This window comes from Pseudoxanthomonas sp. SORGH_AS_0997 (genome assembly GCF_031453535.1).
Lineage (GTDB): Bacteria > Pseudomonadota > Gammaproteobacteria > Xanthomonadales > Xanthomonadaceae > Pseudoxanthomonas_A > Pseudoxanthomonas_A winnipegensis.
Genome location: NZ_JAVIZI010000001.1, coordinates 3767114 through 3781845, shown reverse-complemented (window position 1 = coordinate 3781845; position 14732 = coordinate 3767114). Strand labels below are relative to the sequence as shown.

The 14732-nt window shown below is 69.0% G+C and carries 5 protein-coding genes, 1 pseudogene and 1 CRISPR repeat array (1 of these 7 cut by a window edge); of the genes and pseudogenes, 3 read left to right on the top strand and 3 right to left on the bottom strand.

Annotation, left to right across the window (positions count from 1 at the left end):
• A CRISPR array of direct repeats spans positions 1-2774; the repeat unit is 27 nt; unit sequence GTTCGCTGCCGCGTAGGCAGCTCAGAA (it extends 2055 nt beyond the left edge of the window).
• A 46-nt stretch (positions 2775-2820) separates the two neighbouring features.
• The 3 genes and pseudogenes from QE438_RS16460 to QE438_RS16450 form a co-directional block, all read right to left on the bottom strand.
• Entirely contained in the window at positions 2821-3612 is a 792-nt protein-coding gene (locus QE438_RS16460; RefSeq protein ID WP_306994074.1) for a DeoR family transcriptional regulator, read from the bottom strand.
• 105 nt (positions 3613-3717) lie between these two features.
• A pseudogene (locus QE438_RS16455) lies at positions 3718-4650 on the bottom strand (ROK family protein); the annotation flags it as partial.
• Positions 4643-5809: an SIS domain-containing protein gene (locus QE438_RS16450; protein ID WP_306994076.1), complete on the bottom strand. Its 1167-nt coding sequence runs from the start codon at positions 5807-5809 to the stop codon at positions 4643-4645. The gene QE438_RS16450 and the pseudogene QE438_RS16455, both read right to left, overlap by 8 nt.
• Before the next feature lie 405 nt (positions 5810-6214).
• Here QE438_RS16450 and QE438_RS16445 point away from each other — a divergent pair, with 405 nt between their 5' ends.
• The 3 genes from QE438_RS16445 to QE438_RS16435 all read left to right on the top strand — a co-directional run bounded on the left by QE438_RS16445 (position 6215) and on the right by QE438_RS16435 (position 14155).
• Positions 6215-9484, top strand: coding sequence for a TIM-barrel domain-containing protein (locus tag QE438_RS16445; RefSeq protein WP_307184074.1), 3270 nt, complete (start codon positions 6215-6217; stop codon positions 9482-9484).
• 120 nt (positions 9485-9604) lie between these two features.
• Positions 9605-12598, top strand: coding sequence for a TonB-dependent receptor (locus QE438_RS16440; protein WP_306994081.1), 2994 nt, complete (start codon positions 9605-9607; stop codon positions 12596-12598).
• Positions 12599-12799: 201 nt separating this feature from the next.
• Positions 12800-14155, top strand: a complete 1356-nt coding sequence (locus tag QE438_RS16435) for a Gfo/Idh/MocA family oxidoreductase (RefSeq protein WP_130514786.1) — start codon at positions 12800-12802, stop codon at positions 14153-14155.
• The last annotated feature ends 577 nt before the right edge of the window (positions 14156-14732 follow it).

Genomic DNA, 14732 nt, shown 5'->3' with positions numbered 1-14732 from the left:
AGGCAGCTCAGAAATCGATCGCTCGGGCGAACCTGGGGCTGACGGGGTTCGCTGCCGCGTAGGCAGCTCAGAAAATCTCAACGATGGCCCGGCCCAGGTCGTAGGAGTTCGCTGCCGCGTAGGCAGCTCAGAAAGCAAGGTCCAGGTCGGCTTCGAGGCGTCCTCGGTTCGCTGCCGCGTAGGCAGCTCAGAAATTGTACAAGCTGACCTGGAAGGAGTGGTCTACGTTCGCTGCCGCGTAGGCAGCTCAGAAATTCCAGGATGTGCGCAGCCAGCGCGTCGATGCGTTCGCTGCCGCGTAGGCAGCTCAGAAAAGCACGGTCAGCGGGCCCGCAACCTTGAAGTTGTTCGCTGCCGCGTAGGCAGCTCAGAAAAGGCTCCTGGACGAGACCGTCCAGGCGCGCGGGTTCGCTGCCGCGTAGGCAGCTCAGAAAACTTGCGCGTGTCCGTCTCGAACACCAACTCGGTTCGCTGCCGCGTAGGCAGCTCAGAAAGAGATGACCAGGTTTGACGCGATCGGGCGCGTCGTTCGCTGCCGCGTAGGCAGCTCAGAAAGATCGATGCCGTGACGTTATCCACCCGCTGACGTTCGCTGCCGCGTAGGCAGCTCAGAAATCGGTCAGCGCCTTGACGCTGTAGTAGCTCGCGTTCGCTGCCGCGTAGCAGCTCAGAAACATCGGCGTTGCCGCTCTTGCTCGGGCTGAAGGTTCGCTGCCGCGTAGGCAGCTCAGAAAAGCTCCACGACGCCAGGCACGGCCTCGATCACGTTCGCTGCCGCGTAGGCAGCTCAGAAAAGGAAGGCGCGATGTGGCTGATCCGCGCCATCGTTCGCTGCCGCGTAGGCAGCTCAGAAAAGTTGGCGCGGCCTTAAGCAAGCCGCATAGCTGTTCGCTGCCGCGTAGGCAGCTCAGAAACGGCCATGAACGCCACCGCGGTCTGCTCAGGCGTTCGCTGCCGCGTAGGCAGCTCAGAAAAATGCTGCCGCGCGCTGCCGCCGCTGCGGTTGGTTCGCTGCCGCGTAGGCAGCTCAGAAATCGCGCGCACGGTTGGCCTCAGTAGCGCGCTTGTTCGCTGCCGCGTAGGCAGCTCAGAAAACCTCGACCAGGCCAACGAGAGCGACGTGGCGGTTCGCTGCCGCGTAGGCAGCTCAGAAATTCATGCTCAAGCCAGGTGTTTTTGAGGGCTCGTTCGCTGCCGCGTAGGCAGCTCAGAAATGAACAACCTGTACTACATCACCGACAAGTACGTTCGCTGCCGCGTAGGCAGCTCAGAAAGTGATGTCGCACGGCCGGCTCTCCTCTGCGAAGTTCGCTGCCGCGTAGGCAGCTCAGAAACTGATCGGGACGCCGAAGGCTACCTGAGCCACGTTCGCTGCCGCGTAGGCAGCTCAGAAAGAACACAATCGACAGGATCGAACGCCGCATCGGTTCGCTGCCGCGTAGGCAGCTCAGAAATGCAGACGTTCGTCGTCCCCCTGGGTTCCGAGAGTTCGCTGCCGCGTAGGCAGCTCAGAAATTCAGCCGATCAGACGCCTGCTGCTCGAAGAAGTTCGCTGCCGCGTAGGCAGCTCAGAAAAGACTGGCACCGCTAACACGCCAACCGCGTTGGTTCGCTGCCGCGTAGGCAGCTCAGAAAGCTCGAGCTCGGCGCGACGCTCGTGGCCGCGCGTTCGCTGCCGCGTAGGCAGCTCAGAAAGACCTGGCCAACACCCAGCTGCAGGCGATGGCGTTCGCTGCCGCGTAGGCAGCTCAGAAACGGCGGCCGCGGGGAGCGACGCATCGCCGGATGTTCGCTGCTGCGTAGGCAGCTCAGAAAGGCCCGACGCTGGAACAGCAGGCCAAGACCGCGTTCGCTGCCGAGTAGGCAGCTTAGAAAAGCACGTCGCCGGCGTCGGCCCAGGCGTTTAGGTTCGCTGCCGAGTAGGCAGCTCAGAAATGATCCTGTCGGGGGCGGTCTCATCCTATCCCGTTCGCTGCCGCGTAGGCAGCTCAGAAAAAGAAGGAGGCGCTGCGCTGGAAACGGGAATATGTTCGCTGCCGCGTGGGCAGCTCAGAAAGAGTACCTGGCCAGCCTGCGCCAGCTCGATCCGTTCGCCGCCGCGTAGGCAGCTCAGAAAGATCGAGGCGAGCAGGCCAGCATCGACTACACGTTCGCTGCCGCGTAGGCAGCTCAGAAAAAGAAGCCGGGGGAGAGGATCAGACCGCCGCTGTTCGCTGCCGCGTAGGCAGCTCAGAAAAGGTGCGCGGTGCTGACTTGGGACGGGCTGCCGTTCGCTGCCGCGTAGGCAGCTCAGAAAGCGCCAGCCGCACTTTCCGCACTGCATGAATCGTTCGCTGCCGCGTAGGCGGCTCAGAAAGGCCAGGACATCGACGACCGGGGTCTCGGCCGGTTCGCTGCCGCGTAGGCAGCTCAGAAATGGTCAGCGTTCATGCTGCCGTCGGCCCATGCGTTCGCTGCCGCGTAGGCAGCTCAGAAACAGGGCGCGGTGAACCGCTGCCTGCCCATGCCGTTCGCTACCGCGTAGGCAGCTCAGAAGACCACGGGCACAAGCGGAAGATGGGCGACATCGTTCGCTGCCGCGTAGGCAGCTCAGAAAGGCGACGCAGACACCGCAATGCTCGCCGGAGCGTTCGCTGCCGCGTAGGCAGCTCAGAAACCCGACCCCGACGCCTACCAGTTCGACGAACTGTTCGCTGCCGCGTAGGCAGCTAAGAAAAAGACCAGCTTGGCCGCCTATGCGGTCGCCGGTTCGCTGCCGCGTAGGCAGCTCAGAAGGTCAAGCAGACCGACAGCACGGCGGCCCAAAAAAAGGTCCGTTAGTCAAGCCCTCTCACCCTCGGGCTCAGCAATGATCACCTCAACCCCCATGCGCTGCAGCCCCTCGCGCGTGGCGGCGTCGATGCCGGCGTCGGTGATGATGGTGTGCACCTGCTCCAGCTTGGCGATGCGGTGCAGGCTGACCTTGCCGAACTTGGAGGCGTCGGTCAGCACGACCACGCGGCGGGCGTGTTCGACCATGCGCTGGTTGAGGCGGGCCTCGGAGGCGTCGTGGGTGGTCAGGCCGAACTGCAGGTCCAGGCCGTCCACGCCGAGGAACAGGGTGTCGAAGCTGTAGGCGTTGAGGCTCAGCTCGGCCTGGTTGCCCTGCAGCGACAGCGACTGCTTGCGCAGCTGGCCGCCGGAGAGCAGCACGTTGACGCCGGGCGCGGTGGCCAGTTCCCAGGCGATGTTCAGGCCGTTGGTCATCACCGACACGTCGCGATGGTCGTGCAGGTGGCGCGCCAGGGTCATGGTGGTCGAGCCGGAGTCGATGATGATGTTGTCGCCGGGCCTGACCAGCTGCGCGGCGCGCAGGCCGATGGAATCCTTCAGCGGCAGGTTGAGCGTGTCCTTCTCGTGGATGTCGCGCTCCTGCGGCGGCGTGCGCACCAGGCTGGCGCCGCCGTGCGTGCGCGTGGCCAGCCCCTGAGCCTGGAAGTGATTGAGGTCGGCACGGATGGTCACCGCCGAGACGCCGAAGCGCTCGACCAGCGCGCCCACCTGCACGCCGCCCTGCTCGATCAGGGTCTGCAGGATCTGCTGGCGGCGGGAGCGGGTGTTGCGCGTGGCCATCGCGGGGTGCCGGGAGGGTTCGGCAGCTTAGCCGGACGCGTCGCCGGCGCGAGGACCGGGAAGCGGCGACTGCGACGAGGACATAGCGTGCTCCTGGGGACTCGAGGACAGGCCCGGCTGGCAGGCCAGCAGGGCCGCGCCGCGCGCGCCGCCGGCATCGCCGAAACGCGGCGGCACGATCGGCGGCACCTGCGCGCCGGCGAACAGGTGCGCGGCCACCGCATGGGGCAGCTGCGCATACAGCGGTGCGTATTGCGACAGCCCGCCGCCCAGCACGATCACGTGCGGATCCAGGGCCAGCACCAGCGCGGCCAGGCTGTGGCCGAGCAGATCGCGATGGATCTCCAGCGCCTGGCGGGCACGCGCATCGCCCGCCTCGGCCAGCGCGATCACCGCGGCCGCGTCGGGCGCGGTGCCGCCCAGGTGGCGTTCCAGCGCGGCCAGGCCGCTGCCGGAGACATAGCGCTCCACGCAGCCCTGCAGGCCGCAGCCGCAGGGCAGCAGCGGCAGGCCATGGAGCTGCAGCAGGTGGCCGGGCACGCTCCAGTGGCCCCATTCGCCGGCCAGGCCGTTGAAGCCGGTGATCAGCCGCCCGTCCACGCAGTAGCCGCCGCCCGCGCCGGTGCCGAGGATGGCGCCGAACATGCTCGGATAGCCCTGCGCGGCGCCGCCGTGGGCCTCGGACAGGGCGAAGCACTGCAGGTCGTTGCCGAAGGCCAGTGGCCGCGCCAGCCGCGCACGCAGGTCGGCGGCGACGGTCTGCCCGGTCAGCGCCGGCACGTTGGCGCTGAGCTGGCGGCCGCTGCCGCGCTCGCGCACGCCCGGCAGGGCGATACCGATGGCGCCGGTCGCCTGGCCCAGCGCGGCATCGGCCTGCTCCACCAGTGCGGCGACCGCGGCGAGGAAGCCGGCGTAGTCGCCCTGCGGCGTGGCCACGCGCTGGCGCCAACGCACCTGCGCGGCCGCATCGCAGGCCACCAGTTCGATCTTGGTGCCGCCGATGTCGATGCCGTAGCAGGCGGGCGATGCGTCAGCCATGGTGGATGGTGACGCCCTGCACGACGCGGTTCACGGTGCCGTCGGGGAAGGGATTGTCCGGGGTCAGCCCCAGCGCCGCCGAGCGCCGCAGCGCGTAGAGCTGGGCCAGGCCCAGCCACACCGGCGCCAGCCACGCATCGTCCAGCGCCGGCGTGGTCGCCGGCACGGTCAGGGTGAAGTCGTCGTCGGCCCCGATGTCGGCGTGCGGGCCGATCGCCAGCACCTGGCCGGCCACGCCGTCGCGGCGCAGTTCGGCCAGCAGGTCCTGCTCGTAGCGGCGCGCCAGCGGCTGCACGCTGCGCAGCACGATCACCAGGGTGCGCGCATCCAGCGTGGACTTGGGGCCGTGGCGGAAGCCCAGCGGCGTATTGGCCAGCGCCAGCACGCGCCCGGCGGAGAGTTCGAGCACCTTCAGCGCGGCCTCGCGCGCCAGCGCCTCCAGCGGCCCGCTGGCCAGATAGATCACCCGCTCGAACGGGCGCGCGGCCAGCGCCGCCACCGGCGCGTCCCACTGCGCCAGGCCCTGGCGCGCCAGCGCGGCCACCTGGTGCAGGCGCGCGCCGCGCGTGTCCACATCGCCGCGGTCGAACACCGCCAGCGCCGCCAGCAGCATGCAGGTCAGGCTGCTGGTCATGGCGAAGGCCTGATCGCAGCTGGCCGGTGGCATCAGCAGGGTGAAGGTGTCGGCCCGCCCGGCGCCGCGCCGCGCCAGTTCGCCCTGGGCGTTGCAGGTGATGTCGAGGAAGCGCGCCTGGTCCACGCTGGCACGCACCAGTTCGACCGCCGCCACGCTCTCCGGGCTGGACCCGCTGCGGCCGAAGGACACCAGCAGGGTCGGCCGGTCGCGCTGCAGGTACAGCGCCGGATGGGTCAGCAGGTTGGTGGTGTGCAGGGCCCGCACTTCGGCCGGCCACTGCGCGTTGATCGTGTCGGCCACCATCTCGGCGATGAAGCCCGAGCTGCCGGCGCCGGTGAACAGCACGCGCTGCCGCGGGTCGGTCAGCGCATCGCCCAGGAAGGCCTGCAGCTGCGGCCAGGTCTGGGCGAGGGTCCGGGCCAGCGCCTCCCACAGCGCCGGCTGCTGGGCGATCTCGGCCGCCGTGTGCGCGCCTCCCAGGCGCTGCCAGGCGGGGGCATCGGAAAGCGGAATCAGGTCCATGCAAGCATCCAGTTGGGCCGGCGCAACATCCCGTCTTCCTTTCGAAATGTCAAATAACGAAAGAAAATGAAAAGGTTCGCCGTTGCATGCACCGCGCTGTGGGCAGGTCGTCGCTGCTCCAGCTCGTCAATCGAGCCAGCGGCGGGCAGCTCAACTAGGGAGGCGCCAGCAAAGCGAAACAATCCCGCCGGCAAATCTTTCTTTTCAGCACGCGGTTAGTTGCTTTTGCCTTTCATTTCGTTGACACCTTTCGAAATACTGCCGTACAGTCGGCGGCGAACTGCAATTCGCACGTCGGTCGAACCGGCAAACGGAGCCTTCCAGGTGCAAGTCCGAGCCCCGCGATCGCCGCTGCGTACCACCCTCCTGTCAGCGCTGCTGCTGGCCTCCGGTGCGGCCGGGGCCATGTCGATCGGCAACGTGCAGTCGGTCAGCGCGCAGGGCGAGCACGCCTGGCTGCTGCGCACCGACAACGGCGGGGTGATGCGCATCGAGGTGGTCGCCGCCGACATCGTGCGCGTGCAGGCCGGGCGCGACGGCAAGCTCACCGGCGCCGGCGACAAGGCGACGCCGATCGTGCTGCCGCAGCCGGCCACCGGCGCGCAGGCGCGCCTGGAGGAAGACGCCCAGGAGCTGCGCGTGCGCACCGACGCGCTGGTGCTGCACGTGCAGCGCGCGCCCTTGCGCCTGCGCCTGGAGCGGCTGGACCAGGGCCGGGCGGTGGCGCTGTGGCAGGAGCTGCAGCCGCTCGACCTGGACCAGGACCGCAGCGTGCAGGTGCTGTCCTCGCAGCCGGAGGAAGGCTTCTACGGCGGCGGCCAGCAGAACGGGCGCTACCAGTTCAAGGGGCGCGAGCTGGAGATCTCCTACTCCGGCGGCTGGGAGGACGGCGACCGGCCCAGCCCGGCGCCGATGCTGCTCAGCGACCGCGGCTGGGGCATGTTGCGCAACACCTGGCGCGACGGCGACTACGACCTGCGCCAGCCCGACCAGGCCACGCTGCTGCATCGCGAGGACCGCTTCGACGCCTACTACTTCGTCGGCGCCGGCCTGCCGCAGCTGGTGGAGCGCTACACCCGGCTCACCGGCCGGCCCACCATGCTCGCGCGCTGGGCGCTGTCCTACGGCGATGCCGATTGCTACAACGATGGCGACAACGCCAAGAAGCCCGGCACCGTGCCCGACGGCTGGCACGACGGCCCCACCGGCACCACGCCCGACGTGATCGACACGGTGGCGCGCCAGTACCGCGCGCACGACATGCCCGGCGGCTGGATCCTGCCCAACGATGGCTACGGCTGCGGCTATACCCAACTGCCGCAGGTCGTGCAGGAGCTGGCCAAGTACGGCTTCAAGACCGGGCTGTGGACCGAGAACGGCGTGGACAAGATCGCCTGGGAGGTCGGCACCGCCGGCAGCCGGGTGCAGAAGCTGGACGTGGCCTGGACCGGCAAGGGCTACCAGTTCGCCATGGATGCCAACCGCGCGGCCTACGACGGCATCCTGGACAACTCCGACTCGCGCCCGTTCCTGTGGACGGTGATGGGCTGGGCCGGCATCCAGCGCTATGCGGTGGCCTGGACGGGCGACCAGAGCGGCAGCTGGGACTACATCGCCTGGCATATCCCCACGCTGATCGGCTCGGGGCTGTCGGGGCTGGCCTACGCCACCGGCGATGTGGACGGGATCTTCGGCGGCAGCGCCGAGACCTATACCCGCGACCTGCAGTGGAAGGCGTTCACGCCGGTGCTGATGGGCATGTCCGGCTGGTCGGCCAACGACCGCAAGCACCCCTGGTGGTTCGACGAACCCTATCTCAGCATCAACCGCGCCGCGCTCAAGCTGAAGATGCGCCTGACGCCGTACATGTACGGGCTGGTGCACGAGGCGGCGCAGACCGGCGCGCCGCCGGTGCGCGGGCTGATGTGGGACTTCCCCGGCGACCCGCATGCGCACGATGAGACCTACAAGCACCAGTTCCTGCTCGGCCGCGACCTGCTGATCGCGCCGGTCTACCGCAGCCAGGCCGCCAGCCGCGGCTGGCGCCGCGACATCCACCTGCCGGCCGGCACCTGGATCGACTACTGGGACGGCCGCCGCGTGCAGGCCGGCGCGCAGGGGCGGCAGCTGGATCGCCAGGTCGATCTGGCCACGCTGCCGGTGTTCGTGCGCGCCGGGGCGATCGTGCCGATGTATCCGGAGATGCTGTTCGACGGGCAGAAGCCGCTGGACGAGGTGACCTTCGACCTGTATCCGCAGGGCGACTCGCAGTACACGCTGTACGAGGACGACGGCAGCACGCGCCGCTACCAGCAGGGCGAATCGAGCACGCAGGACGTCGTCGTGCACGCTCCGGAGCAGGGCGCCGGCCCGGTGCGGGTGGAGCTCGGCGCGGTGCAGGGGCAGTACCAGGGCCAGCTGGCGCAGCGCCGCTACGCCTTGCGCGTGTCCAGCCGGCAGGCGCCGCGCGCCGTGCGGCTGGACGGCCGCGCGCTGCCGCAAGTGGCCGATGCCGCCGCGCTGGAGCGCGCGACCGAAGGCTGGTCCTTCGACGCCGCCGAGCGCCGCGGCACGCTGCATCTGCGCACCGCGGCGGTGGACATCCGCACGCCGCTGGCGCTGGAACTGGACTTCCCCGTCGCGCCCGCGCCGGCCGACGACGCCTACCCGGCCGCGCCGGAGCTGGGCCGCGCGCTGCCCGCCGACAGCCTGCTGGTCGTCAACCGACCGGCCGAGGAGCCCGGGCAGCCGCTGGAGAACGCCTTCGACGACGACCCCGGCACCTGGTTCCGCACCGTGCGCAACCAGGCCGTGCGCACCGGCGCGCACGAGTGGGTGGTCGGCTTCGGCGAGCGCAAGCTGATCGACGGCATCGAACTGGCCCCCCGCAACGATGCCAACTGGAAGCACGGCCAGGTGCGCGACTACGAGGTCTACCTGGCCGACAGCAACGGCGAGTGGGGCGCACCGGTCGCGCGCGGCACGCTCAAGCTGGCGCAGGGCACCCAGCGCATCGACTTCCCCGCCCACGCCGGGCGCCTGCTGCGCTTCCGCGTGCTCAGCGTGCAGAACCCGGAGGGCGACGGCGCCTCGGCCACCGATCCGATGGTGCTGGCCGCCCAGGGTGGCGGCGGCGCGCGCGCCATCGATGCGCTGCAGCCGCGCGATGTCGGGCCGATCACGCTGTCCACCTTCCATATCCTCGAACACGTCGAGCCCGAGCGCCCTGCCCAGCAGCGCTTCCTGTCCGAGCTGCCGCTGCCGGCGGCGCTGGCCGGCCGGGTCGTGCCCGACCGCGCGCTGCGCGGCGGCGAGCTGCGCATGAACGGCCTGCTGTTCCGCCGCGGGCTGGGCGTGGGCCCCGACAGCCGCATCGACCTGGCGCTCAAGGGCCAGTGGCGCCTGCTGCGCGCCGACCTGGGCATCGACGATGCCTGTCGTCAGACCGGTGGGCTGCAGTTCCAGGTGTTCGGCGACGGCCGCCTGCTCTACGACAGCGGGCTGGTCCAGGCGCCGGGCGTGGTCAAGCCCGAGCTGGACATCCGCGGCCTGTCGACCCTGAGCCTGCGCACCACCGGTGCGACCGGCGCCTCCCCGTCCCAGGTCTGCGCCGACTGGGCCAATGCCGTGCTGATCGGCCAGGAGGGCGACACCGCCAGCGTCTTGCGCCCATGACCCCCGCGTAACACCGCTCTGCCCCGCCCTTCCAGCCGCGACCGCAAGGCCGCGGCCCTGGGATCGCTTTGTCCGGCGCACCGCCACCCAAGCGCCGTTATCTGCCAGGAGAGACCCTCGATGTTGCCCGCACGCCCGTTCCGCCCCCGCTCCCGTTCCCCGCTGTCGCTGGCCCTGGCCAGCGTGCTGCTGGCCCTCGCCCTGCCCGCCGCCGCGCAGGACACCACCGACCAGGACGCCGAGCAGGCCAAGGACCAGCAGGCCACCGACCTGGCCCGCATCCAGGTCACCGGTTCCAACATCAAGCGCACCGATGTGGAAACCGCCTCGCCGGTGCAGGTCATCAGCAAGCAGGAGATCGAGAACATGGGCGCGCGCACGCTGCTGCAGGTGCTCGACAATCTGCCGGCGGCGCGGCCGGCGCAGCAGGACTTCCGCTCGCTGTTCTCAGGCTCAGACGGCGCCTCGCAGGCCAATCTGCGCGGCCTGGGCGCACAGGGCACGCTGGTGCTGCTCAACGGCCGCCGCCTGTCCTATTACGGCGCGCCGGCCGGCTTCCAGACCCAGTTCGTCAACATCGATGCGATTCCCGCCGCGGCGATCGAACGCATGGAAGTGCTCACCGACGGTGCCTCGGCCGTGTACGGCACCGACGCGATCGCCGGCGTGATCAACGTAATCACCAAGCGCGACTACCAGGGCGCCGAGATCAACCTGACCACCGACCGCTCCTCGCGCATCGACTCCTACGGCGAGCACCAGGCCAGCATCACCGGCGGCTTCGGCGACCTGGATCGCGACCGCTACAACGTCTATGGCTCGGTCAATTATTACAAGCGCGACGCGATCCCGCTGAGCGATGTCTACGACAAGCGCCCGGCGCAGTACTACGTCAACAATCCCAACTACCTCAAGAACCTGCGCCTGGGCACCGGCAGCAAGCCCGGCGAGTTCAATCCGGGCAGCTACTTCGCCTTCGACCCGGTCACCGGCGCACGCGTGCAGGAGGCCGCGCCCGGTTGCAACAACGTGCTCACCACCGAGGCCGCCGGCCCGCGCTGCATCTGGCAGACCTGGATGAACAACGAGATCGACGGCGGCGCGCAGTCCGAGCGCACCACGGTCTACCTCAACAGCCACTTCCTGGTCGGCGACACCACCGAGGCCTTCGCCGAGGGCACCTACACCGACATCGACCTGCGCGCCAACGGCGGCACGCCGCGCGCGTTCAACACCACCACCGGCAATCCGACCAGCTGGTTCTCGCGCAATACCGGCACCACGGTCAACCAGTTCCTGTATCCGTATCTGGGACCGAACAACGAGTACAACCACGCCAGCCCCGCGCTGAAGGCGATGATGGGCGGCGTGGTCGGCCTGCAGTACCTGCTGCAGGACGCCGGCGATGACTACTTCGGCCAGCGCAACACCGACAAGAGCTATCGCGTGGTCACCGGCCTGCGCGGCCAGCTGGGGCAATGGAACTGGGAGACGGCCTTCGCCACCGCCGGCAGCCACTCGGTCACCTACCAGACCGTCAACGTCAACCTGAAGGGCTTCGAGAAGGCCTTCGGCCCGTTCACCGTCGACCCGGGCACCGGGCGGGTGATCATCTCCGACCATCCGGCGTACAAGTTCGGTGAGATCAGTGAGGCCAACGCGGCGCTGATCCGCGAGGCGTTCCCGACCTTCGACATCCAGTCCTGGACGCGCCTGCACACCCTGGACGGCAAGATCGAAGGGCCGATCGCGCAGCTGCCGGCCGGCGAGATGCGCGCGGCGTTCGGCTTCAACGCCACCCGCGAGACCTTCTACACGCCGGGCAACCCGGACGCGGCCAATGGCCTGATCACCCAGCAGGGCGGCTCGTGGTTCGACGGGGCGCGCAATACCTATGCGCTGTTCGCCGAGACCGTGGCCCCGCTGACCGAGAAGCTGGAATTGGACGCGGCCCTGCGCGCGGACAAGTACCCCAACTTCGACACCAACCTGGCGCCGAAGATCGGCCTGAAGTACCAGGCGCTGCCGCAGCTGATGCTGCGCGGCACCTACTCCGAGGGCTTCCGCGCCCCCAGCCTGGCCGAGGCCGGCACCGGCGGCGTGTTCGCCCAGCTCGGCGGCTACCGCGACGAAACCCGCTGCGCCGAGACCAACGCGATCGCCAACCTGCTGCTGCAGTCGCGGCGCGCCGGCGATGTGGACCTGGGCAATGCGCTGCTCAACAGCGACTGCAGCCGCACCGTGGCGCGCATGACCCAGCCCAACAAGAACCTGCAGCCGGAGAAGGCCAAGATCGCCACGCTGGGCTTCGTGTTCGAGCCCGTGCGCTGGCTGTCGGTGTCGGCCGACTACTGGTTCGTCTATCGCCGCAACGAGATCGTGGCGCCGGACTACAGCAAACAGACCGACATCCTGTCGATGACCCGCTCGCCGATCACCGACGCCGACCGCGCCAACCTGGCGCAGCTGGCGGCCATGTGCGCCGATCCCGGCGCCGGCGTGGCCTGCCCCGGCACGCTGCCCGGCTACAGCGTGGGCAACGTGTCCGCCGTGGTGGGCCAGTACAAGAACCAGGGCAAGACGCTGATCGACGGCTTCGACATCGATGCGCGCAGTCAGTTCTCGCTCGGGGCCTGGGGCAAGTTGAACCTGGGCCTGGCCGCCACCATCGCGCGCCGCAGCGAGAGCTACATCGACGAGGAGTACCGCTGGTACTACGGCAACACCGTGGGCTACTACAACAACCCGCGCCTGCGCGCCACGCTCAACGCCGACTGGACCTACCGGGCGTTCACCACCAGCCTGTTCTTCAACTACACCGACGGCACCAAGTGGGGCTGGGACCGGATCGACGCGCAGGACAACAATGCGCAGACCTGCACCGCCGGCTACCTGCCGCTGGAGAAGAGCAAGTGCGACGGCGCGCCGTCGTGGTGGACGGCCAACCTCAGCGTGGCCTGGCGCCCGGACGCGCACTGGAACGTGGGGCTGACGCTGAAGAACCTGTTCGACCGCAAGCCCTTCTACGATCCCAACAGCTTCCTGGGCGACTCCAGCGACTACGCCAGCATCTATGGGCGGGTGGTCAGCCTGCAGGCGGGGTACAAGTTCTGACCGACGTGTGCCCCTCCCCTTGCGAAGCAGGGGGAGGTGGGGAGGGGGTTGGCTCCGCGCGCGTGGTAGAGCCCCCCTCCCCTCCTCTCCTTCGCCTACGGCGAAAGGCAGGGGCGGAAGCCGAGCAACACGTGGCACCGTTTCAACGCGCCGGCGCACCGTGCCGGCACATCGCATTCCAATGAAGAGGACACCGCATCCATGAACCGCAGAGACTTCATCGCCGCAGGCGGCCTGCTGGCGGCCACCAGCCTGTTGTCGGCCACTCCCGCCTGGGCGCGCGGCCGGCGGCTGCGCATGGGCGTGATCGGCACGGGCATGCGCGGCCAGGTGCATCTGACCGAGCTTCTGCGCCGCGACGATGTGGACGTGGTGGCGCTGTGCGACATCGAGCCGATCATGCTCGGACAGGCCCAGGCGATGGTCGCCAAGGCCGGCAAGCCGGCGCCGAAGCTGTACGGCGCCGACGGCGACGTGAACGCGTGGAAGCGCCTGCTCGAGACGCGCGGGCTGGACGGGGTCATCATCGCCACGCCGTGGGAATGGCACGCGCCGATGGCCATCGGCGCGATGCAGGCCAAGGTGGCGGTGGGCTGCGAGGTGGTCGCCGGCATCACCCTGCAGGACCACTGGGACGTGCTGGAGACCCAGCTGCGCACCGGCACGCCGTACATGCTGCTGGAGAACGTGTGCTACCGGCGCGATGTGATGGCGGCCCTGCAGATGGTGCGCGCCGGCCTGTTCGGCGAGCTGATCCACCTGCAGGGCGGCTACCAGCACGACCTGCGCGGGGTGAAGTTCAACGACGGCAATCCCGCCCACCCCTACGACAGCGGCGTGGAGTTCGGGCCGAAGGGCTGGTCGGAGGCGCGCTGGCGCACCGAGCATTCGGTCGAGCGCAATGGCGATCTCTACCCCAGCCACGGCATCGGCCCGTGCGCGATGTACACCGGCATCAACCGCGGCAACCGCTTCACCCGGATCAATGCCTTCGCCACCAAGGCGCGCGGCCTGCACGACTACACGGTGGAGAAGAGCGGCGGCACCACGCATCCCAGCACCAAGGTCACCTTCAAGCTGGGCGATGTGGTCACCACGACCCTGGCCTGCGCCAACGGCGAGACCATCCTGCTGCAGCACGACACCTCGCTGCCGCGCCCGTACTCGCTGGGCTTCCGCGTGCAGGGCACCAAGGGGCTGTGGATGGACCTCAACCACGGCGTCCATATCGAAGGCCGCAGCCCGCCGCACGAGTGGGAGGACTTCAAGGCCTACCAGGACCAGTACGAGCATCCGCTGTGGAAGCAGTACGCCGGCGATGCCGCCGGCGCGGGCCACGGCGGCATGGACTGGTTCGTCATGCACGCCTTCGTCGAGGCGCTCAAGGCCCAGGCGCCGATGCCGATCGACATCTTCGATGCGGTGACCTGGAGCGCGATCACCCCGCTGTCCGAGCAGTCCATCGCGCAGGGCTTCCAGACGCTGGACTTCCCGGACTTCACCCGCGGCCAGTGGCAGCAGCGCAAGCCGATCTTCGCCTTCGACGCACGCTACTAGCCCGCGGCTGCCGGTGTCGATCCCGACGCCGCTTGGCTCTGCCGGGCGGCGTTTTTTGTTCTCGTCGCAGTGTGGGGATACGAATCAGGTGATGGCATCAGAGCGAAGCCGGCGCACGGGCTTCGCCAGCCAGCCTCGACCCGGCCGGGCACGGCTCCTCGGCTCGGTCCGCCGTCCCTGGCGGACTCGCCGCCGCGGGCCATCCATGGCCCGCTCTCCGCGCGCCCGGCCGGGTCGAGGCTCCGCGAGCGTGCAGATCAGGACTTCTTCCAACGAAGGCATTGCACAAGCGCTCTGCCCCCTCCCTTTCGCCGCAGGCGAAGGGGAGGGCCGGGGTGGGGTGCTGTTGCTCTTGCTTCTGTGGCTTTCCCGGTAAAGCCCCGACCCCTCCCCATCCCTCCCCTGCGCTGCGCGCAAGGGAGGGGGCCTCAAGTCGATGATTTCCCGTCACTGATCTAGTTGTGCACGAGGGAGGGGCTCGAAGACCGATCAAACCGAAGCCATGCGACTTGACGCGCGAGGCAGCGGGCCGGCGGGCGGTGGCTGCGCCTAGCGAGGCAGGAAGCCGAGCGCCCGA